The following is a 21913-nucleotide window of genomic DNA, read 5'->3' on the forward strand; positions in this document are numbered from 1 at the left end:
CACCTCTCACGTACCGTCCGCCGTACGCACAAATCTCGCCCAGATCGATCGATATGCGTCCTCCACATCATGCACATAGCCTGCGGCATCCGTCAGCGGTGCGTGCCGCAGCATCGTGCGCAGATTCATCCGCAGAGCACGCAGGGTGGCAGGATCGGAGGCAAGCCCCGCCGCGATCCGCACATAGTCCGCCGGCGTCTGCGCGATGAGCTCGGGGAGATGTGCATTCGTGAGGAGGCTCGCACCGAACCGTGCGCCGTGACTCTCCCCTGCGAGCGTCACCACGGGTACGCCCATCGAGAGCGCCTCACAGGTCGTAATGCCGCCCGTATAGGGAAACGGATCGAGTGCGATATCCACATCCCCGTACTCTGCCAGATAACCGCGGCTGAACCCGCGCATCTCAACACGCACGGCGGGAATTCCACAGCGCACGAGACGCTCCGCGACTATCGTGCGACCCTCCGCATGATCAAAAATCTTGCCCTTGACCAGGAGACGCGCCCCCGGCACCGCATCCAGCACTTGCCGCCAGAGGTACAGCACCTCATCCGTCACCTTATTGAAATTATTAAATGAACCGAACGTCACGTGTCCCCTCTGCTCCATCGGCGGAGGCATGACAGGGGGCAGATCATCGGGCAGCGTACAGCAGAAATGACTGTGCGGCAGGCGGAGGATCTCCTCCGTCATCGCATCATCTCCCGCCCCCGGCGGATCGACATACACATCCGAGAGCACATAATCCACCGCAGAGAGCCCCGTCGTGTTAAAGTAGCCGATCCCCGTCACCTGCACGGGCGCTGGGCGGAACGCGAGAACGGGCAGAGAATTTCCCTTCGTATGCCCCGCAAGATCGACGAGAATATCCACCTCGTCACGGCGGATGAGCGCCGCCGCCTCTGCCGCAGAGAGCGCGCGAATATTATGCCACACATCCACAGCGGCACGAAACGTCTCGGAGAGCGCATCCTCTGCGCAGCGCGCGTAGCAATGGACGGCAAATTGAGTGCGGTCATACTGCGTGAGGAGCGGACGCACGAGCCGCCCGACGGGATGCACGCAGAGATCGGGCGATATATAGCCGATGCGGATGCGCGCATGCCCGCGCACGGCGTCCGCCGCCCCCGCCCGCGGCAGGACATCGGCAAAGAGCGGATCATAGACGCGCGCAAGCCCTGCATAGGCGGGGCGCAGATGGGTTGGAAGATAGTTCACGGCAAAGAGCGCGTTGCTGTACTCCACCGCCCGCTGTGCGCGCTCCGTCTCCAGCTGTGCGGACGCGAGAAACGCCGCGACCGCCTCCTGTGCCTCCCCCGCCTCCGTCAGTGCCGAACCGAGGAGACTGTACGCACTCGCAAGAAACACCGCATCGTGCGCACGGCGCTCCTCCTCCTCTGCCATGCGCCGTTTCAGCATATCGATCAGCGCGCGCAGATGTGCGATCTCCGTCGCGAGCCTCCCCTCCGCGCGGTCGATATAGACCTCCTGCCGCGCGGCGCCCGCATGATCGGGACACACGGCGCGGATGCGTGCGACCTCCGCCCGCGCCGCATCGTACGCCCCCGTCTGCGTCAGCGCGGCGGCTAGAATATAGCGCATCTCCGCATCCTCGGGCAGAACCGTCAGCAGCTCCTGCGCGACCTCCGCCGCACGCGCATACTCCCTCTTTTCATAGAGATCATTGGCACGCAGGAGAATCTCCTGCCGCAGTGCCTGCACATCGTCCATACCATCCCGCCTTTCGCAATATAACCTCTATTCGACGGGAGGAAGAAGAATCCCTTTTCTCCCCTCTCTCAGCAAAGAGCCCCTGACTTTTGACAAAATATCGTGAGACGATGCGGTGCGCAGCTCCTAAGCGAACCTTAGTGAAGCAAGTGAGTAAAGTATGCGTTTCGCCCCCGGCGCACTTCTTTCGTCCAAGCGAAGCGCGTTTAAGAAGTGCGTCGGTATTTAGGCGAATAAGCATACGATCACTTGCGCAACGAGGTGTTCGCGTGGAGCGCGCACGGAGAATATCTCCGCCTTGTGCAATACGGTGTTACCCCACGCCCCCAAACATAGACTTTTCCCCGCGAAAATGCTATACTTAGTATGTATTTTTATGAAACGAACACGGAGAGGTGACATTTTGGATCTGGACTTTGGACAGGGGCGCATCGTCCCCGTCAACCTCGAACACGAGATGAAAAACTCCTACATCGACTATGCGATGAGCGTCATCGTCGCGCGCGCCCTTCCTGACGTACGCGACGGCCTAAAACCCGTACACCGCCGCATCCTCTATGCGATGCAGGGCTCTGGCATGACCAGCAGCAAGCCGTACAAAAAATCAGCGCGCATCGTCGGTGAAGTGCTCGGTAAATATCACCCGCACGGCGACAGCTCCGTCTACGACGCCATTGTCCGCATGGCGCAGGACTTCTCCATGCGCTACATGCTCGCGGACGGCCACGGCAACTTCGGCTCCGTCGACGGCGACTCTGCCGCCGCCATGCGCTACACCGAAGTGCGCATGTCGAAAATCGCCGAGCTCATGCTGCGCGACATCGACAAGGAAACCGTCGACTTTACGGACAACTACGACGGCTCGGAGAAAGAACCGACCGTCCTCCCCGCGAAATTCCCGCAGCTCCTCGTCAACGGCACCGCGGGCATCGCCGTCGGCATGGCGACCAACATCCCGCCGCACAACATGGTCGAGGTCATCAACGGCACCCTAATGCTCATCGACAACCCCGACACCACCATCGACGAACTCATGGGCGTCATCAAGGGACCCGACTTCCCGACCGCGGGACTCATCCTCGGCACCGAGGAAATCCGCAAGGCATACACCACCGGACGCGGCGTCATCAAAATGCGCGCACGCGCCCACATCGAAACGATGAGCAATGGCAAACCGCGCATCATCGTCACCGAGCTACCGTATCAGGTCAACAAGGCACGCCTCATCGAGAAAATCGCCGAACTCGTCCGCGACAAACAGATCGACGGCGTCACCGACCTGCGCGACGAATCCGACCGCAGCGGCATGCGCATCGTCATCGAACTGCGCCGTGACAGCGCGCCGAACGTCATCCTCAACCAGCTCTACAAACACACCCAGCTGCAGGACAGCTTCGGCGTCATCATGCTCGCGCTCGTCGACGGACAGCCCGTCATCATGAACCTCAAGCACGTCCTTGAGCACTACATCGACCATCAGGAAACCGTCATCACGCGGCGCACACAGTACGAACTGACGAAGGCAGAGGCTCGCGCCCACATTCTCGAAGGACTGACAATAGCACTCGACCATCTGGACGCTGTCATTACAACGATACGTGAAAGCCGCACGGCAGACATCGCACGCACGGCACTCATGGACGGATTCAAGCTCACCGAGAAACAGGCACAAGCCATCCTCGACCTCCGCCTCCAGCGCCTCACTGGCCTCGAGCGCGAGAAAATCGAAGAGGAGTACCAAGAGGTGCTGAAGCTGATCGAGGAGCTCAAGGGCATCCTCGCCGACCGCATGAAGGTACTTGCCATCATCAAAAACGAGCTCATCGAAGTACGTGACAAATACGGCGACAAACGCCGCACAGAAATCACCTTTGATGCGAGTGAGATGGACATCAAAGATCTCATCGCCGAGGAGGACGTCGTCGTCACCCTCACCCTGAACAATTACATCAAGCGTATCCCGCTCGATACCTACCGCCGCCAGCGGCGCGGCGGCGTCGGCGTGCGCGGCATGGGGACCAAGGAAACCGACATCGTCAGCGACCTCCTCATCACCACCACGCATCACGATATCCTCTTCTTTACGAACCGCGGGCGTGCCTTCGTGCTGAAATCCTATGAAATCCCCGAAAGCGGACGGCAGGCGAAGGGCACGGCGATCATCAACCTCCTCGCCGTCGAGAATGACGAGCGCATCACCGCCGTCATCCAGGTCAAGGAATTCCGCGCCGACCGCTACCTCTTCCTCGGCACCAAGCACGGCGTCGTCAAGAAAACACCGCTCTCCGAGTTTGGCAACATCCGCAAGAACGGCCTGAGGGCGGTCAACCTCGACGAGGACGACGAACTCATCGGCGTCAAATTCACCGACGGTGAGAACCGCATCATGCTCGGCACGCGCGGCGGCAAGGCGATCACCTTCCCCGAGGACGGCGTACGCTCCATGGGGCGCGTTGCGCGCGGCGTGCGCGGCATCACCCTCGCCGACGGCGATGAGGTTGTTGCCATGGACGTCCTGCGCAGCGACTCCGAGGTGCTCACCGTCACCGAGGGCGGCTACGGCAAGCGCACTACCGCCTCCGAGTATCGCACCCAGACGCGCGGCGGCAAGGGACTCATCAACATGAAGGTCACCGAAAAAACCGGCCCCGTCGTCGGCATCCGCGTCGTGCGTGAGAACCAAGAACTCATGCTCATCACCACCGAGGGAATCGTCATCCGCACCAGCGTCGACGAGATCTCCCTCATCAGCCGCAACACCCAGGGCGTCAAACTCATGACCATCGCCGAAAGCGACCGCGTTGCCTCCATGGCAACCATGAACCGCATCGTCGACAGCGCAGGTGAGTGAGTAAAAACTACATATCAAAAAGCATCGCTTCTTTTCACAGAAAGCGATGCTTTTTTTGCAGAATCACCGATACGTCTCTAAATAATCCTCCCAAACCTCTGCCGGCACGAGCCGCCCGCCCGTCGCCCATGCGATATGCGCCGCACGATGGAGACGTTCCTCCGTCAGACCATGCGCTGTGCAAATGACGTTTTATCTGTATTTTCCTAGGCGAATAAAAGAAATTATGGTATGATGAGAATGAGCGCTGCGCTGTTGGTTGGGGAGAAGAGAAAATGAACATCAATTTAATGGATTTTAAATTTAAAAAAAGAAAAATACTTATCGATAACAATATCCCCATTGTAACCGCCGGAGAAAAAACGTACATCGTTTATGCAACCGTCGAAATAGGAAGTCCTGCCTGTCATATTCTCATAGGAAAATACTCTACTCTTTCCCATCGCCTCCTCTTCGAGATTGCAGTCAACCACGACTACCGTTGTGCAACAATGTATCCCCAACACAAGCTCCTAGACGCGAACGCTCTTCCCGGAGCAGATGGTGTGACAAACCCGCATTCTGATCCAATCAATTATCATCAGGTCGTTATCGGCAGCGATGTATGGATCGGCTGCGCTGCTATGATCCTGAATGGTGTCCGCGTTGGCAACGGCGCCATCATCGGTGCGGGTTCCGTTGTGGCAAAGGACGTCCCCCCATACGCCATTGTCGTTGGCAATCCGGCACGTATCATCAAGTATCGATTTGATGCGGAGACCATCGCTGCACTGCAGCGCATCAAGTGGTGGAACTGGCCCGAAAAGCAGATCGTGGAGGCAGCCCCCCTTCTCTACGGAGATATACAGCAATTCATTGACGCATTCGATGTTCCTCAACCGATCGAGGAGCCAGACGAAATCATGGAGACCATCAACGATCTGCGTGAAAAGAACTATCACATCTCCTACTTCATCCCGGACTTTGAAATCGAACCGAGCGCAGCAGTGTGGCCACGCGTCGTTTATACCTTTCTGAATACCTACCATGCAGAGGATCGGGCAGCACTCATCATGGCGATCCCGCCACACGATCAATGCGGGGATTGCCTCAATATCATCCTGAATGCCATCGCCGAGCACGGCGAACAGGCACCGCTCATTCTAACGCACGAAAGGGACGGCGACCTCCCCTTCTCCATCCCGGCCCTCCGCGCATCCAGCGACTACATCACCACACGTGAACATATCTCCTCCCTTGCCGTGGACTACGCCTCTGACGCCAATGTGCGGATCCGTTACGGCCTCGATCAGGGTACGCTCCTCTTCCCGTCACTGAAATAACAAAAGCTCCGCCTCCACAATGGAGGGGGAGCTTCTCTATGCCTGAATGGACCGTTTCTACTCCTTTGTCTCCCGCACGGCTGCCGTTGTTCGGATGCGCTTTTCCATGGCGCTCGGTGGGAGAATCTTCAGCACCTCGGTGTAGACAAGATCGACGAGGAAGAACTGCGCCGTCTTGGAGGCGATGGAGCCCGTCTCGAGAGGGGTTTCCGCCGCGATGTAGGTAAGACTCACATCGGAGGCGCTGCGCAGCCGCGAGGGATGATGCTCCGTCAGGGAGATGACCCGCAGGCCGCGTGTGCGGGCGATATCGACCGTTGCAAGGATGTCCGCCGTCTCACCCGAGTGCGAAATGGCGACAATGACATCGTCCGGCTCCATGATGGCGGCGATCATCCGCATCGTGTGATTATCGCGCGGCGCGATACAGTTCATGCCAATGCGCAGAAACTTGAAACAGGAGTCCTGCGCAATGATCCCCGAATAGCCCAGTCCGATGAACGCGATCCGCTGTGCGCCGATGAGAAGACGGGCACAGCGGTCAATCGTCTCATCCGTAATGATGTCCTGCGTCTTTTCGAGGGCGATCACGTTCGCGGAGAGCAGCTTGCGCGCCGTCTCACGCGGTGTCTCCCCATTCCGGATATTCCCACGATCGAGATAACGTCCCAGCTCTGCTCCCTCCGCAGCAAGTGCTGCCTTGAAATCGCTGAGACCCGCAAAGCCCATCTTTCGAACGAAGCGTGTGCAGGTCGCCTCTGCCGTGCCGCTCGCATGGGCGATCTCACGGATGGTCATGCGCGGGATTTCCGTGAGATGAGCACGGATGCAAGCGATAATCTTGCGGTCGCCCTTCGAGACGCGAAAGGGCAGATCATCAAGGCGGCTGAGTATCTTCATTGGATCACCTCATGCAATTCTTGCCTTTCATCATAGCAGATTTTTTTGAAAAAGAAAACGCCGTCCACGCAGAGCGGCGTTTTTCCTGTAGACCCTCATATTATTCATGCGTGCGTTCTTCGGAACTTTCGTGCCGCGCCGTGATCGCGCCGTTCGTTTCGGTAACGATGATCCTCTTTTCCTCCGATTTCAGTGTGTCGGGGTGATCCGTGCGGTAGTGTGCCCCCCTGCTTTCCCGTCGGAGCAGAGCTGCTGTCAGAACTGCCGTCGCTGTCCGCAGCTGAGCGGACAGTCGGAGGACTGCGGCGGCATCCGCTGCAGTGGTCGCGGGGGCATTACGCTCCATTTCCTCCCGTGCGTCCGTGCAGAAGCGAATCGCCCGCGTCAGCCCATCCGCGCTGCGTGCGATCATGGCGTTCTCTGTCATCACGCTGCGGAGACGGCTGCGTATGGCGTGTGCATCGGGGATGCTGTGCGCGCGCAGGAGGATCGCATCGTCCGCAGCCATCGTGCCGCCCGTCTCTGTAGCGGCGGATTTGCCCGCGATCTCTCCGAACACCAGCCCGTTTGCACTGGACAGCCCGCCGATCCGATCCGCCCCGTGCATCCCGCCGGTCACTTCGCCGCAGGCATAAAGGCCGGGGACATCCGTTGCGGCATCGCTGTCGATCACGATGCCGCCGTTCGCTGCATGGGCGTACATCCCAATTCGCACGGGATCGTTCGGGGTCAGCCCCTTTTTCTCGTGCAGCCAGTCGAAATAGGTCGCGATAAACTCGGGCGGATTTTGCTTCATCTCGTCCGAATAGCTCACATACGCCCCGCCGCTTTTCTCCGCGCGCGCAATGGCGAAGTCGACCGCGCGATCCGCGCCCGCAGCGGTAAACGGCCCGTGCGTGGATCGCTGCGCCAGCAGTGCGGCGCGGTTCGGCAGATGCGCCAAGATGTCGTTTCCGTCCGCGTCGCGGAAGGTGGCAAAACGAAAGGTCTTTTCATTGAATACGGTCTTTGGCGCAGGGGAGAGGAAGCCGGGCATCATCTGCATGAACTCCATGTTGATGAGCCGCGCCCCTGCCCGCAGTGCCAAGGCGTGCCCCGTCCCTGTGACATCGGCGGTCGTGAGGCAGTTCTGAAACAGCCCGCTGTAGCCGCCCGTGGCGAGGACGACCGCCTTGCTGCGAATGGCGAGGAGGCGGTTCTTCGCCGCGAACACTGCGCCGCACACGCGTCCGCTGCGCTGAACGAGTTCCAATGCCTCATGATGGGGGCAGCGCCGCACCCCGTATTCCGACAGCTCCTTTTGGAAGACGGCACGCATACGGGCGGCTTCCAGACCATTCCAATTTCGCCGCTTGTGGTCAAAACAGGGGATAAACTCTTTTTCATCGGATTTTTCTGCGGTCCGTAGCCGGATGCCGCATGCTTTCAGCGCGTTGATCGAGGGATTGATCTTGTGTACGAAGGTTTTGACGAGCGCGGGTGTCGTCATCCCCGCTCCGACCCGCGCAATGCTTGCGGCAAGGTCGTCCTCGTCCGCCGCGTCCACAGGACCGATCAGCCCCAGTCCCCATGTCCCCGGGAAAAAGCTGGAGCCGGAAAAGATCTCCGTACTGCTCGTGAGCACGACGGCGCAGCCCTCTTTTGCCGCCGCAATCGCCGCACAGATCCCGGCGATGCCCGCGCCGATCACCAGCACGTCACAGTGGTCTTGGGATGGAACAATCATGTGGGTTTTCTCCTCATTAGGACAGGTGTTCAGTCAGAGGGACGACACGCCTCCGCGGTTCGGCGTATTTTTCCTCGCCTTGCAGGGTGCTTAGATTCGATACGGCCCAGTTGTAGATCTCGTGGTTAAAGCCGCCGACGACCAGCATCTCATCCGCATTGAGCCGCACAGAACGCGCACCGAGAAGCGAGACGGGCGTGCTGTCCACGTTCGGCCCCTTGATCTCTGTCCATGCGCGTGTCTTCGGATCGTAGGCATAGCCGTCCGTGTACGCTACGTTCGCGCCGCCGCTGAATACATAGAGCCGCCCGCCGAGGAACTCCGCAACGGACTGCTCGCGTGGCTCGCCGGGGAAGTCGAGGAGAGATGACAGCATCCCTGTCTTGACATCGTAGGTGTAGAACTTCTTGCTGAGTGTGCCGTCCTGCTTGCCGCCGCCGAGGTACACTGTGCCCTTGTCATAGGCGGCGACACCGTTCTGGAGGGCAAAGGGCAGCGCGGGCAGCGTCTCTGTATGGAGTTTCCCGTTCGGCGCAGTGAGGCGTGTCACTGCACGCGCCCCCGTCTCGTCCGTACTGCCGCCGAAGTAGAGCACGCCGTCCGGTGTCGTCACAGATACGCCGTAGCCGACGGGGTACGGCATCTGCGCGTGATCCGTCTCGGTGAGCCCTGCTGTCGTGGCACGCAGGACGTAGACGTCGGGATAGGTCACCTTTGCCCCGCCCGTGAGCGGCCCACCATCGGGGAAGTTCGCGCCGCCGCCGACGATGATGCAGTCGCCGAACGTCCCTTGTACGAGACCCGCAACGCCGATATTCTCCGTCCGCCCCTCTGCGGGTGAGAGCGTTCCCATCGACTGCCATGCGAGTGCAGGACTTCCCACGGTGGCGGGAGCAGCCGCAGCAGAGAGCGGCGCAAGTGCAACGAGTGCCGCGAGCGCAGTGCAATGCAATGAGCGTTTCATATTGTTTTCTCCTTTGTGTGCCAATCATCTGCCCACGAAAGCAGCTTGATGACGCCGACTTTTAGGGAATCACTGATAAAATGAGGTCTGCCAGATTGGCGCAGATTTTTTCGTCCGAACGAGGTGGAAAACCGGACGCAGAGTGGTGCTCTGTGGAGGATTTTCCGCCGAAGTGCGGGCAAAAAAGATGCGTCAAGATGGTTGTACCGAATTTATCAGTGCTTCCTTAGGGGCATCTTATCCAGGAATCGCTGATTCCTGTTCCTGAAGGAAGTGATAGAGTGCGCCGAGCATGCCGGCGTTATTCTGTGTGGCTGCGAATGCGATGGTGGTCGCCTCATAGACGATGGGTGGGAGGCGATCGCGCAGTGCCGCCTCAAGGAGCGGCCACAGCACGGCCTCCTGCGCCATGATCCCGCCGCCGAGCACGATGCGCTCCGGATTCACGACACAGACAACGTTCGTGATGGCATCCGCAAGAGAGTCAATGAGCAGTGCCACCTCCTCCTGCGCCGCATGATCGCCCTTGGCGAGGAGGTCAAAGACGGCGTGCCCGTCGATGCTGCCGGCAGGCAGCCCCTTTGTGCGGCAGACGGAGGCGACGAGCTCCGCTGCCGAGCAGCGCTCATGGAGGCGTCCGCCCGGCACGCGCATATAGGCGATCTCACCTGCACTGCGCGAAACGCCATGCACAACGCGTCCATCCATGATGAGACAGCCGCCAATACTCGTACCAACGGTCATGGCAAAGAGTGAGGATGCACCGCGCCCTGCCCCCTTCCACAGCTCACCGAGTGCGGCGCAGTTGACGTCGTTTTCGACAGAGGCCGGGAGATCAAAATTCTCGCGCATGATGGCTTTCCAGTTGACCCCACGATACTGTGGAATAGATTCCTCCAGTGCATAGACAATCTCCCCCGTCGCGGGATCGACCATCCCTGCCGTAGAGATGGCGACACCACGCACATCGTATACCCCGCATGTCTCACGAACGAGGTCCGAGACCTTGCGCACGATGCCGAGACCGCCATACGTCTTCGCCTCGGTGGGGAGGGTGCCATGCACAGCGAACTCGCCCGCCACATCCATGACGCCGTATTTGATATCTGTCCCACCGATGTCAATGCAGATATACAAAGTCTGTTCCTCCCAAGATTACACGCGAACCTTAAAGATCCCCTTTTTGAGCGGCGCCGGTGCATCCACCTTCACCCCTGAGCGGTGCACATCCTCGGGGAAGCATACGAGGAAATCCCCAGGCCGCATGATGGTGGTCTGTGTGACGGCACCATCGGCGGGCACATAGTCCTTGTCCGCCTCGTAGGGATGTGTCTCCATCCGCTCGATCAGGCTGACGTCGATCTTCTCCGTCCCCTCAGCAAGGACGTGGATGTCGATGTAGGCGCGGTGCGCCTCCCAGATCTTTTCGCTGCGCTCCCCCGTCGTATAGTGCGCAATGTTGACATAGACATCCTCGCCGTCGATGTCGTTGCGCCCCTTGGGGAGCGCGCCGAGGTCGTGCGTGCGGGCAAAGTCGAGTGCCTGCCGAATGCGCGGCGGGAGGAAGGAATAGGTATCTTCATGATGGATGCTGCCGTAGATCATAAAACTCTCCTTTGACAAATGCCCGACGCAGCTGCGCCGGGCGTAATGAATAGCAACGAATTATTTATGTACGTGACACACTGCCGCAACCTCCTGCCCATCGCAGTGGGACGCGCCGCGCGTATCATAGACCGTCGTACCCGCAGGTGCCGTATAGCCGGGTGCTGTGAGGCGGCTGACGATCGTACCGACCCCAAGCGTGAGAGCGATGGTGATGAGGGTATACGACCAGAACGAAACGGAGGGGACGAAGTACTTCAGGTAGATGACCACTGCCGTCGACACGAGGAATCCTGCGACAGCACCTGCCGCATTGGCATGGCGGCTGAATGCACCGAGAACGAAGACGCCTGCGAGTGCACCGAGTGCAAGCCCGATGAAGCTGTTGAACCACTGATACGCCGAGCGGATGTCGCTGCCTGCCATGATGATCGCAACGACGATGGAGAGGATACCGATGCCGAGCGAGATGAACTGCGCGATGCGCGTCTGCTTTTTCATCGGCATCTCAGGATGAAGGACGGACTGGATATCGAGCACCCAGCTTGTCGCCACGGAGTTGATGCCCGTGGAGAGCGTGGACTGCGCGGCGGCAAAGAGCGCGGCCAGCAGGATCCCTGTCAGGCCCGTAGGAAGCTCGTATGTGATGTACGCTGCCAGCACGAGATCGCGCCGGTCGGTCATGAGAAGGCCGGGGTTCTGCTGATAGAACACGAAGAGTGCGGTACCGACGAGGAAGAACACCGTCGCGGCAAAGATGGAAATGACTCCATTGCCGAGTGTCATCTTGCGCAGCTGGTTCATGTCGGTCGTCGTGGTGAACCGCTGGACGATGTCCTGACTGGATACATAGGATGCGAACGTGACGAGACCGCCGCCGATAAAGGTAATAAAGACGCTGCTTGATACGATATCGGGGCTGAACCAGACCTCGTTTTCGAGCAGGAACTTATGCCCTGTGGTGAGTGTATCCCAGACCGTTCCCCAGCCGCCGTGGATGCTGCCGATCATGACAACGAGCGAGAGAGCGATGCCGACAATCAAAACCGTTCCTTGGATAAAATCGGTGTAGAGCACCGCCTTGAGTCCGCCGGAGTAGGAATAAATGATGGCGATGACCCCCATGACGACGATCAGCAGGTTGACATCGATCCCCGTAACTTCCGCGAGTGCAACGGACGGCAGATACATGATGATGGACATGCGTCCGAGCTGAAAGACGATGAACATAAGCGCACCGAGAATACGGAGTTTGCCGCTCTCAAAGCGCTTCTGAAGGTAGTGATACGCCGTATCGATCTCCAGGCGGCTGTAGATCGGCAGGAAGTAGCGGATCGTCAGCGGGATGGCGAACAGCATACCGAGCTGCGCCCACCAGAAGATCCACGAGCCGTGATACGAGTTGCCCGGGATGGCGAGGAAGGAAATCGGGCTGAGCAGCGTCGCGAAGATGGAGACGCAGGTAACGTACCAGGGGATGGTGCCGTCGCCCTTGAAGAACTCCTTGCCCTTCATTTCCTTTTTTGAATAGTAGAGACCTGCCAGGAGGACGCCGAGCAGGTAGATGATGAGGACTGCCGTATCAATCCAGGTAAATCCTTCATGCATGAAAATCTCCTCCTATTGTGATGTGAATGGGGGAAGCAGCGCGCCCCTCCCCCGACGTGCGGGGAAGGCTTTGGATGCGGCTGCACACGATACCAATCTTCTCAGAAATACTTCTTGTAGATCTCCTTGGCGCGTGCACGCATCTCCGGCGTATACGCCTTCATCGGCTCACGGCAGCAGCCTGCCTCGACGCCCTGCTCCGCGAGAAGCAGCTTGATCGTGCCATAGAGTCCATTATCGAGGATATCCGTGATGAGATCGTTCGTAATGTGCTGTACCTCGAGTGCTTCGCTGATCTTGTTCGCATGGGCGAGGTCATAGATCTGACGGGCGCGCGCCGCGTTGACGTTATAGGTCGAGCCGATCGCACCGTCGATGCCGAGCACCGTCGCGGGGAGAAGCATCTCGTCGAACCCGGCGAAGATGAGCTTGTCCGGGAACGCCTTGCGCATGCGCTCCAGGAGGTAGAAGTCGCCCTGCGTGAACTTGACGCCGACAATCTTCTTGTTCGAGAACAGCTTCTCAAACTGCGGAATACTGATGTTGACGCCTGTGAGGAACGGGATGAAGTAGATGATCATACGGTTGTCCACATCCGCGATGATGCTCTCGTAGTAGTGGCGTACCTCATCAAAGCTGAACTTGTAGTAGAACGGCGTGACCGCACTGAGCGCATCATAGCCGAGATCCGTCACAAACTTCGCAAGCTCGATGGACTCCTTGAGATTGATCGAACCAACCTGCGCGATGAGGGTGACATCGTCCTTTGCCTCGTCCTTTGCGATCTCAAAAATGCGCTTTTTCTCATCGGTCGAGAGCATGAAGTTCTCGCCCGTGCTGCCGCCGACATAGAGCCCATCCATCTTGTTGTGGTCGATGTTGTGGCGGATGATCTGGCGCAGTCCTTTCTCGTTGAGCGTGCCATCCTCATGGAACGAGCAGAGCAGTGCAGAATACAGTCCCTTAAGATCTTTCATGATAATTTCTCCTTTGAATAAAATAATAACATCTCTCACTGAGCAATATCACTTGCAAGAGATTGCTCAGTAATTTTATGGAATCACTGATAAAATGAGGTCTGCCAGATTGGCGTAGATTTTTTCGTCCGAACGAGGTGGAAAACCGGACGCAGAGTGGTGCTCTGTGGAGGATTTTCCGCCGAAGTGCGGGCAAAAAAGATGCGTCAAGATGGTTGTACCGAATTTATCAGTGCTTCCTTATCTCTCTATATTATGCAATCGCCTCGGTAAACCGCCGCGCAATCAGCTGGGGACGCGTGATGGCAGAGCCAACAATCGCGCCGAAGACGCCCGTCTGCATCACCTGTACCAGTTCCTCCGGCGTGTTGATGCGCCCCTCCGCAAAGACAGGCACGGGCGCATCCTTTGCAAGACGCTGCATCAGCTCGAAGTCCGGCCCCGCGATCTGCGGGCTGTACGGCGTATAGCCCGACATCGTGGTCGAGACGGCATCCGCGCCGAGCTCCGCTGCCTTCATACCCTCTTCATAGGTCGAAATATCGGCGAGCACGAGGCGATGCGCCGCATGAATTCGTGCAATAAGGTCACGCACATCCGTCTCCTGCGGACGCTCACGGTTCGTCATATCGAGGGCGATCATCTCACATCCCGTCCCGATCAGTGCCTCTGCCTCGCGCATCGTCGGTGTGATGTAGATCTCCGAGTCCGCATAGGTCTGCTTGATGAGACCAATCACAGGCAGCTGCGTGACGGCACGGATCTCATCGATGTCCGCCACACTCTGCGCGCGAATGCCGACCGCGCCGCCTTCCTTTGCTGCGCGCGCCATGCGCCCCATGATGAATGGACTGCAGAGCGGTTCGTCCGCGAGTGCCTGACAGGAAATAATGAGCTTTCCCTTGACCTTGTCAAAGAAATTCATTGAAACAGCCTCCAATTTATTTAAATTTATTTCTATTTTTAGTAATTGTTATATATTTATTCTTCAAAAACAATCCCGCCCGCCAATCACTGTGTGATGTATCCGGAACTGCTCATCGAAGATCGCAATATCGGCGTATTTTCCGACCGTGAGCGAGCCGAGACGGTCATAGACACCGAGCTCCTCGGCCGGGGTGCGCGTCGCCGTCTCCACGACGGCAGGGATGGACGCCCCCGTATTCTCACGAAAAATCGAAAGTCCGTGATTCAGGCAGAGTACACTGCCCGCGATGGTTCCGTCCGCGAGTGTCGCAAGCGTTCCCTTGACGAATACCTTCTGCCCGCCGAGTTCCGAGACGCCGTCGCCGAGCCCGCAGGCACGCAGGGAGTCCGTGATGGGGATGATGTGCGCACCGCGCTTCGCCGCGTAGATGATGCGCTGCATGGCGGGGTGGACATGGACGTTATCGACGATCAGCTCGCAGTTTGCATCGCTGTCGAGCGCCGCGCCGAGAACACCGGGACGGCGATGATTCAGCCCCGTCATGGCGTTGCAGAGATGCGTGATATGACCTGCACCACGGCGAATCGCGGTGTGCGCCGTATCGTAGTCCGCCGCCGTATGGCCAAGCGAGACGATGATGCCGTGCGTGCGGCACTGCGCAATAAAGTCCTCCTCTGTCAGCATCTCGGGCGCGATCGTGATGATCTTGATGACATCCGCATAGGGCGCGATCTTCGCGAATGCGGGCGGCAGAATGTACTGCTCGTCCTGTGCTCCCTTCTTCGCGGGACTGATGAAGGGGCCCTCCATGTGTGCACCGAGGACGCGCGCCCCCGTGCCATCGGCGTTCATCGCGCGGCGGATACGCATAAGTGCGCGCTCTACGGCATCAAAGGCACAAGTCATCGTGGTCGGCAGGAAGGAGGTAACACCCGTCCGCGCCTGAAATGCGGCGATGCGGCGGAGGGCATCTGCGTCCTCATCCATTGTATCCGCGCCGTCACATCCGTGAATGTGGACGTTCAGAAATCCGGGAGCAACATACGCACCTGCCGCATCAATCACCATTTCGGCATCTGCCGCACGAAACTCTGCCGCCGGCAGGATGTTCGTGATGCGTTCATCATAGCAGAGGACAAGACCCTCCTGCGCGGTAAAATGTCCGTCCGCGCTCGGCAGGATGAGAACGCCGTTTTGGATGGCTCTCATTTCGTATCACTCGATTCCCGCAGCAGCGCGCCCGCCTCACGGTCAACGATGAGCGTGACCTGCGGATGCAGCTGGAGGATGGAGGCGGGGACGCGCGGCGTAATCGTTCCGCATACCGCATCGCGCACCGCCTCTGCCTTCTCTGCGCCGCTTGCCATGAGGACGATATGGCGTGCATGAAAGATCGTGCCGATGCCCATGCTCATCGCCTCACGCGGCACCTCATCAGGAGAGGAGAAGAAGCGTGAATTTGCCTCGATGGTGCTCTCCTTGAGCACCACCTTGTGCGTCGTCCGTGCGAACGCCTCGCCCGGCTCATTGAAGCCGATGTGCGCGTTGCGCCCGATCCCGAGGAGCTGCATATCGATGCCGCCCGCCGCCGCAATCGCCGCCTCGTAGCGCGCCGTCTCGGCGTCTGCATCCTTTGCCATGCCGTTTGGGAAGAAGATGTGATCCTTCCGTATATTCACATGGTCAAAGAGATTCTCGTGCATAAAGCGGTGATAGCTCTGCGGATCGTCCTCAGGCAGGCCGACATACTCGTCCAGATTGAATGACGTTGCCTCGGAGAAATCCAGCCCCACGGCCTCATGCAGCCAAACCAGATTCTGATAGAGCTCGACCGGCGTACTGCCTGTGGCAAGTCCCAGAACCGAGTCCGGTTTGACCCAGAGCTGCCCCGCAAGGATCTTCGCCGCCTCCTTGCTCATATTCTGATAGGTGTCGGTATAAATAATACGCAATGCAATTCTCCTTTCGATAAAACTCGTCCGAAATCTCCTACAATATAACATAATCTGTGATATTTTTCAATTATTTTTCACAAAATAATTGAAAAATATCTATTTATCGTTAATAAAAGAAAATATTTTTCGTTTTCATAGGATAAACATATTGCGATCGACGATTCTGCCGATTTTATCAGCAGTTTCTTAATAGAAAACAATAAAAAAGAAGGACGATCATGCGAGGGGCTGCATCCTCCTCATATCATCGTCCTTCTTTTATACTCATCCCGCCGTTTTGTGATCCCCCAGTGAAAAGATATCACCTCATACCTGTACGCGCCGACTGCCGTCCGCTGATGCCATAAACTGTGCCGGATTCAGTCCCTGCAGGAGGTCAATGACCTTCTCGCTCTCCGCATCGAGCCGTGCGATCTCCGTGCGGTAGTCCACGATCTCCGCGATCACCCCGCGGAGCATCTGCGTACCCTCCTCCTCCTGTTTCTGATACTCCTCCGTAATGCGCGCATGGATGCTGTCCATGCGTTTTTTCGCCTTGATATACGCGTTAAAGATCACCGCGCCGGCGGCGATGCCGAGTGCCGTCCAGTATACCTCCCCACCGTAGAGACCGAGCATCACGGGAAGGAGCCATATCCATCGGAAGAGCTTTTCCTGTGAGGACAGCTCATAGGGACGCATGCGGATCATGCGCTGAACGTCGTTCCACGTGACAAATAACCGCAGCAGTTTTTCCTCATTGGAGCCGTCCTCTGTCTCGTTATCAAATGCAAGAATCTTAAATTTGATGGTCTGCGGGATGGCGGCGCGGTTCTCCGCGACAATATCGCGAAAGGCGGAAAGAATCGAATCACGCCCAAGGGCAAGCGCCATTTTCTGCAGCGCGGGGCTCGCCTGCATCTCCTGCGGGTGCATCGCCGCATCCGACAGGAGCTGCATGAAGTCGCGCCGCTCGTCAAAGGCCTTCACCTTCTCCGCCAAAATCTTGCGGGCACGATCCTCCCTGCCGCCCTCATGGATAACCAGCTTCTCAAGGATCGACTCCATGTGCAGCGGCTTTTCCGCCGCATCGAAATCGGCGGCCAGACGCTCCAGGATGCTGTCCAGCTGCTGTTTCAGCGTGCGGGGCGGCGCCGTCTGCGTGACGATCTGCTGAAAATGTGTACTGAGTTTCTCATAGAGACGCGCACACGAGAGCGTATGCTCCAGCACCTCCGACGCCGATCTGGCATGCACCCTCAGATAGGGAAAACTGCCCTCTGCGGGCGGAGCGGGGCACATCGCCTTCATCGCCTCATACCAGCGTTTTTCCTGCGCATCGGCAAAACTATATACCCGGCTGAACCGATCGATCCAGCCGTCGATCCGGCGGCGGATGAGCCCATCGGCATCGCGGCCGAGGAGGCCTGACACATAGGCATCAATGACGATGGCCGCCTTGCGGTCGAGCGCCCCGCCATCCAGTCCGGCAAAGTAGCGCTGCAGCCAGTGCAGGCTTGCCTCTTTTCGTCCAAAACGGCGGCAGACGAGTGCAAAAAAGAGCGACGTTCTCTCATCGTCACGATGGAGTGCCTCCGCGCATGCGCGGTTTGCGACCTCCTCCTCGTCGCTGATCCACGCCGCGAGCGCAACGAGCGCCGGTGCCAGCCAGTAGCCGGGCGCATGGAGCATGAGCTCCTCTGCCGCCGCACGCAGCGTGTCCCGCTGCACGACCGCGAGATCATTCGCCTCCAGAATGCCGCGCGCCATGCGGCGGATCTCCGCATAGTGTCCGAATCGATGCTCGATCTCCTGCCGCAGCTTCACCAGACGGATCTCCGCGAGCTGGATGCGGTTCGTCCGCTCCTGTTTTGCCGCATAGGCATGAAAATCCTGCGTCAGCGTCTCCACGTCCCCACGCAGATCATCGACACTGCGCCCGACAGCATGGATCTCCGAGTGTGCCGCACCGACAAAGTCGCCGAGCGCGTCCAGACGATCCTCCAGATACGATAGATCCGGCTCGATGTAAATGGTATCGCTCATCTTCTCTCCCCATATTTTGTGTTATTATTTATTATTATTACTTTTATTATTTTTATGGACATCGTGATACAGAAAATAGTATAGCATAGGCACACGCATGGAACAAGAAATTCGATCGGATGCAAAAACTAAGGAATCGCTATCCGCAGCGCATGCCGCACGGGGACGATGAGCACGCAGTCCGCCGCACGGAGCATAGAGGGCAATACGCGCATCAGAGACGACAGACGGGAGCGCCATGACATCCACCACGCCGCGTGCCTCGCGCTCCGCTGAGAGCAGCTGATCCTGCAGCACCAGAAAGTCTCCCGAAAGCGGGCACGGCGGACGCACATTCATCAGCGCGCGCAGAAGCCGCCGCTGCTGCTCTCCCGACACACCGATCTCCGCCGCCTGCGCGCGATACTCCGGCATCTCAGCGAGGAGCATTCTGCCGCCGGGCTGACATAAACCCACTTTGCATCCTTGCGCGCACGAAGGGCAGCCAGTTCCTCGGTCTGTGCCTTGGCGACTGCGTAGAACGCCGCCGGGAACTCCGGCGTATCCAGGAGCTGCACCCTATGCGATGCATCGACATAGAGACTTCCTGCACCGCCGACGATGTAGAGACACGTATTCGTCCCCGCAACGAGATCGGCGAGATGCTGGCTCGTCTTTGTGTGCAGCGGCAGTGTCTCCGGCGTAAATGCACCGAACCCGTCCACGACAGCATCAAAGCCCACAAGATCCCCCTTCGTCAGATCCAGAATGTCCTTCTGCACAAAATGCCTCGCCGCACTCTGATTCTCATGACGTGCAAACGCCGTAACCTCATGTCCGCGTGCCACAAGCTCCTCAATAATCGCACGGCTCGCCTTTCCATTGGATGCCACAACTGCAATTTTCATCATAAATTCCTCTATTTGATTTATATTTTGTAATTTCTTTGATTACACCAGCAATATAACACAGATAAAATAGAATTTTAATAGGTACAATATATTTTTTACCGACCTCTCTGCATCGACGCAAAAACGTCATTGAAAAAGAACGAAGCGTGTGCTATCTTAAGATAAGAAGAGAAGGAAATGGAAAGTGCTCCGGCACGGGCGCAAAGCCGCATTCCGCCGTTTCGTCTTTCCAAAACGGTGCAGCCCGCACCGCACAAGGGACAGCGCCGATGGATCCCCCACTTTTCGGGGCAGAGTTCATCCGCAGACGCCAAAAACGGCGCAAAAAAGCGCGTCTTTCTAAAATGCCTTCTCAGCCCGCGCGGGACAAGGGCTGCGGGACACAGTGTCCCAACACACACAATGCTGCGTGCGGCATTGAAACTATAAGCAAAAGTGTGTTCGCCACTGAAAATTCGCGTCCCAACACACACAATGCTGCGTGCGGCATTGAAACAACGGAGGCTGGCAAAATAGGTGGTGTTCATAAGAGTCCCAACACACACAATGCTGCGTGCGGCATTGAAACCTCACCCCGATGGTGTGAACATACTTGAATATCGGTCCCAACACACACAATGCTGCGTGCGGCATTGAAACCTCACCCCGATGGTGTGAACATACTTGAATATCGGTCCCAACACACACAATGCTGCGTGCGGCATTGAAACGCCACCATCCTGCTGCAACAATCGCGGCAATGCGTCCCAACACACACAATGCTGCGTGCGGCATTGAAACGCCACCATCCTGCTGCAACAATCGCGGCAATGCGTCCCAACACACACAATGCTGCGTGCGGCATTGAAACTCGGAAATTGGAACGCCGTCGATTTCCTCGACAAGTCTCGACACACACAATGCTGCGTGCGGCATTGAAACGGAAGATCACGAACCTCATGGTTTCCACAAGAGATGACGTCTCGACACACACAATGCTGCGTGCGGCATTGACAGCAAAACGGCTCTGCGTGTCCTTTCGGTCACACAGAGCCGTTTTCGTATGCAAAAATCGCACAGCAATCTTAACGATGCGGCGCACAGATGTTAGTATAGAGATACAAAAGGGCACTGCCGATAGACGGCTGCCCCTCATTTTTGGCAGAGAACCCCGCCTACAGTTTGGATGCATGAGGCGGGTTTTCTCTTTTATCGTTTAACCGACATGATCAATACGGTGAACACAACGAGAAATGTAAAGGAAGCACTGATAAATTCGGCACGACCATCTTGACGCATCTTTTTCGCCCGCTTTTCGTTAGCAAATCCTCCACATAGCCCTCGCTATGCGTCCGGTTTGCTGCCTCAATCGGACAAAAAATCTACGCCAATCTGGCATACCTCATTCTATCAGCGATTCCCTAGAAATACCACAGACAAAATAGAATTTCAATAGATACAATATCTTCTTTTGAGAAAACTACACGATCACAGAAACACGTATATGGCATAAATAAATCCCCCTGATGCTATGCTGCATCAAGGGGATTTCTGATCGGAGTCAGATGCTCCGCATGGTGGAGATGCGCTGCGCTCCATCCACATCCTCAAAGGCGATGATGAGATCCTGCGTAAAATGTGCCGTGATGCGTGACCCGTGCCGCTCGTACGGCGTCTGATTCCACCGCAGGAATCCCTCGACCAGGATGCGGTGATCCACATCAAACTGCTGGATGCACTGCGATACCGTCGAAATAAAGCGCGGAAAATCAACGGGATCAAAGACCGCATCCGGCACATCCGACAGGCCGACGAAGAATGCGCCGCCGTCATGCGGACAGCGATAGTAGGCGTACCCGTCCGCCAGTCCGCAGGCAACGATGGAGAGGTTGTGCCCGTTATAGGTATCGTTCAGTTCGAATTCGTCCGTCGTCAGTGCCTCGATCTGCTGCGCTTCACCGAACTCCCTCGTCTCACGCGCGAGGCGGATGATCTTTTCGGGGAAATCATTGATGTTCTCCCAGCCCCAGAGCCATGTGCCGCTCGATGCAGACTCGCTGCCGATAAACTGGAGCGGGTATTCGCGCGTGCCGAAGCTGATCACGCCGCGCGCAAAATCGACGTTCCAGTCCTCGTTTTTCACCACGTACTCAGCACAGGCTTGCTGAACGCTGATCATCTTGCCGAGGCAGGCCGAAAAGAGCGCCGTCCAGTCCCCGCGCGGCACAGCGAGTTGGTCGAGAAATTGCTTCATCGTAGTTCCTCCATATAGATCATAAAATACATCAAAAGAATACAACGCATGGAAATCCTTGACGGCGTTATGTGCAGATGATAGAATAGAGATATAAAAGGGCACTGCCTAGCGGTCGCCCCCATAATGAGCGAGATTTCCCCGCCAGGGTTTGGTAGACGCAAGGCGGGGTTTTCTCTTTTATCGTTTCACCGATAT

The 21913-nt window shown here is 57.5% G+C and carries 17 protein-coding genes and 1 CRISPR repeat array; of the genes, 2 read left to right on the plus strand and 15 right to left on the minus strand.

Translation table 11 applies throughout. The features are described from left to right. Window positions 1-6: 6 nt before the first annotated feature. Window positions 7-1731, minus strand: a complete 1725-nt coding sequence (locus C1713_RS01535) for an O-linked N-acetylglucosamine transferase, SPINDLY family protein (RefSeq protein ID WP_102492801.1) — start codon at window positions 1729-1731, stop codon at window positions 7-9. Between the two features lie 403 nt (window positions 1732-2134). Between C1713_RS01535 and gyrA the strand changes: the two genes are divergently transcribed. After that, on the plus strand, window positions 2135-4582 hold the full coding sequence (gene gyrA, locus C1713_RS01540; RefSeq protein ID WP_102492802.1) for a DNA gyrase subunit A: 2448 nt from the start codon (window positions 2135-2137) through the stop codon (window positions 4580-4582). A 545-nt stretch (window positions 4583-5127) separates the two neighbouring features. Continuing rightward, window positions 5128-5904 (plus strand): CatB-related O-acetyltransferase, encoded by a 777-nt coding sequence (locus C1713_RS12545; protein ID WP_276329528.1) that lies wholly within the window; start codon window positions 5128-5130, stop codon window positions 5902-5904. Between the two features lie 57 nt (window positions 5905-5961). On the opposite strand, the gene C1713_RS01550 is transcribed toward C1713_RS12545, so the two are convergent. The 14 genes from C1713_RS01550 to C1713_RS01630 all read right to left on the minus strand — a co-directional run bounded on the left by C1713_RS01550 (window position 5962) and on the right by C1713_RS01630 (window position 21715). Beyond that, entirely contained in the window at window positions 5962-6804 is an 843-nt protein-coding gene (locus tag C1713_RS01550; protein ID WP_102492804.1) for a MurR/RpiR family transcriptional regulator, read from the minus strand. 100 nt (window positions 6805-6904) lie between these two features. After that, entirely contained in the window at window positions 6905-8530 is a 1626-nt protein-coding gene (locus C1713_RS01555; protein WP_102492805.1) for an FAD-binding protein, read from the minus strand. Window positions 8531-8546: 16 nt separating this feature from the next. Beyond that, a complete protein-coding gene (locus C1713_RS01560) occupies window positions 8547-9494 on the minus strand; it encodes a cyclically-permuted mutarotase family protein (protein ID WP_102492806.1) in 948 nt (315 codons plus the stop codon). Window positions 9495-9731: 237 nt separating this feature from the next. Continuing rightward, on the minus strand, window positions 9732-10631 hold the full coding sequence (locus tag C1713_RS01570; RefSeq protein ID WP_102492808.1) for an ROK family protein: 900 nt from the start codon (window positions 10629-10631) through the stop codon (window positions 9732-9734). Between the two features lie 18 nt (window positions 10632-10649). Next, complete coding sequence (locus C1713_RS01575; RefSeq protein WP_102492809.1) at window positions 10650-11099, minus strand: NanQ anomerase/TabA/YiaL family protein; 450 nt, start codon at window positions 11097-11099, stop codon at window positions 10650-10652. Window positions 11100-11159: 60 nt separating this feature from the next. After that, complete coding sequence (locus C1713_RS01580) at window positions 11160-12707, minus strand: sodium:solute symporter family protein (RefSeq protein ID WP_102492810.1); 1548 nt, start codon at window positions 12705-12707, stop codon at window positions 11160-11162. A 101-nt stretch (window positions 12708-12808) separates the two neighbouring features. Next, window positions 12809-13684 carry an N-acetylneuraminate lyase gene (locus C1713_RS01585; protein ID WP_170950745.1) on the minus strand — a complete coding sequence of 292 codons (876 nt, stop codon included), beginning with the start codon at window positions 13682-13684 and terminating at the stop codon, window positions 12809-12811. 253 nt (window positions 13685-13937) lie between these two features. After that, the gene (locus C1713_RS01595; RefSeq protein WP_102492811.1) at window positions 13938-14609 is read right to left on the minus strand and encodes an N-acetylmannosamine-6-phosphate 2-epimerase; all 672 of its coding nucleotides are present in this window, start codon (window positions 14607-14609) and stop codon (window positions 13938-13940) included. Window positions 14610-14672: 63 nt separating this feature from the next. Further along, window positions 14673-15821, minus strand: a complete 1149-nt coding sequence (gene nagA, locus C1713_RS01600) for an N-acetylglucosamine-6-phosphate deacetylase (RefSeq protein ID WP_102492812.1) — start codon at window positions 15819-15821, stop codon at window positions 14673-14675. Further along, a complete protein-coding gene (gene nagB, locus C1713_RS01605) occupies window positions 15818-16564 on the minus strand; it encodes a glucosamine-6-phosphate deaminase (RefSeq protein WP_212669080.1) in 747 nt (248 codons plus the stop codon). The genes nagA and nagB overlap by 4 nt, the downstream gene beginning before the upstream one ends. A 309-nt stretch (window positions 16565-16873) precedes the next feature. After that, entirely contained in the window at window positions 16874-18592 is a 1719-nt protein-coding gene (locus tag C1713_RS01610) for a hypothetical protein (RefSeq protein WP_102492814.1), read from the minus strand. 24 nt (window positions 18593-18616) lie between these two features. Further along, window positions 18617-19006 carry a macro domain-containing protein gene (locus C1713_RS12600; RefSeq protein WP_212669081.1) on the minus strand — a complete coding sequence of 130 codons (390 nt, stop codon included), beginning with the start codon at window positions 19004-19006 and terminating at the stop codon, window positions 18617-18619. Next, window positions 18931-19479 (minus strand): NAD(P)-dependent oxidoreductase, encoded by a 549-nt coding sequence (locus C1713_RS01620; RefSeq protein ID WP_102492919.1) that lies wholly within the window; start codon window positions 19477-19479, stop codon window positions 18931-18933. The genes C1713_RS12600 and C1713_RS01620 overlap by 76 nt, the downstream gene beginning before the upstream one ends. 390 nt (window positions 19480-19869) lie before the next feature. Further along, window positions 19870-20478: direct repeats of the CRISPR family, unit length 37 nt; unit sequence GTCCCAACACACACAATGCTGCGTGCGGCATTGAAAC. A 544-nt stretch (window positions 20479-21022) separates the two neighbouring features. Then, entirely contained in the window at window positions 21023-21715 is a 693-nt protein-coding gene (locus tag C1713_RS01630) for a DUF6882 domain-containing protein (RefSeq protein WP_102492815.1), read from the minus strand. Window positions 21716-21913: the final 198 nt, after the last annotated feature.

Source organism: Centipeda felix, assembly GCF_900186465.1.
In the GTDB taxonomy this organism is placed as follows: domain Bacteria; phylum Bacillota; class Negativicutes; order Selenomonadales; family Selenomonadaceae; genus Centipeda; species Centipeda felix.

Excerpts from the sequence above, each read along its gene's own strand:
- C1713_RS01575 (WP_102492809.1), bottom strand. The coding sequence starts at position 11,099 with ATGATCTACGGCAGCATCCATCATGAAGATACCTATTCCTTCCTCCCG.
- C1713_RS01620 (WP_102492919.1), bottom strand. The coding sequence starts at position 19,479 with ATGAAAATTGCAGTTGTGGCATCCAATGGAAAGGCGAGCCGTGCGATT.
- C1713_RS01535 (WP_102492801.1), bottom strand. The coding sequence starts at position 1,731 with ATGGACGATGTGCAGGCACTGCGGCAGGAGATTCTCCTGCGTGCCAAT.
- C1713_RS01580 (WP_102492810.1), bottom strand. The coding sequence starts at position 12,707 with ATGCATGAAGGATTTACCTGGATTGATACGGCAGTCCTCATCATCTAC.
- C1713_RS01555 (WP_102492805.1), bottom strand. The coding sequence starts at position 8,530 with ATGATTGTTCCATCCCAAGACCACTGTGACGTGCTGGTGATCGGCGCG.
- C1713_RS01595 (WP_102492811.1), bottom strand. The coding sequence starts at position 14,609 with ATGAATTTCTTTGACAAGGTCAAGGGAAAGCTCATTATTTCCTGTCAG.
- C1713_RS01560 (WP_102492806.1), bottom strand. The coding sequence starts at position 9,494 with ATGAAACGCTCATTGCATTGCACTGCGCTCGCGGCACTCGTTGCACTT.
- C1713_RS01550 (WP_102492804.1), bottom strand. The coding sequence starts at position 6,804 with ATGAAGATACTCAGCCGCCTTGATGATCTGCCCTTTCGCGTCTCGAAG.
- C1713_RS12600 (WP_212669081.1), bottom strand. The coding sequence starts at position 19,006 with ATGCCGGAGTATCGCGCGCAGGCGGCGGAGATCGGTGTGTCGGGAGAG.
- nagA (WP_102492812.1), bottom strand. The coding sequence starts at position 15,821 with ATGAGAGCCATCCAAAACGGCGTTCTCATCCTGCCGAGCGCGGACGGA.
- C1713_RS01585 (WP_170950745.1), bottom strand. The coding sequence starts at position 13,684 with ATGAAAGATCTTAAGGGACTGTATTCTGCACTGCTCTGCTCGTTCCAT.
- C1713_RS01630 (WP_102492815.1), bottom strand. The coding sequence starts at position 21,715 with ATGAAGCAATTTCTCGACCAACTCGCTGTGCCGCGCGGGGACTGGACG.
- C1713_RS01610 (WP_102492814.1), bottom strand. The coding sequence starts at position 18,592 with ATGAGCGATACCATTTACATCGAGCCGGATCTATCGTATCTGGAGGAT.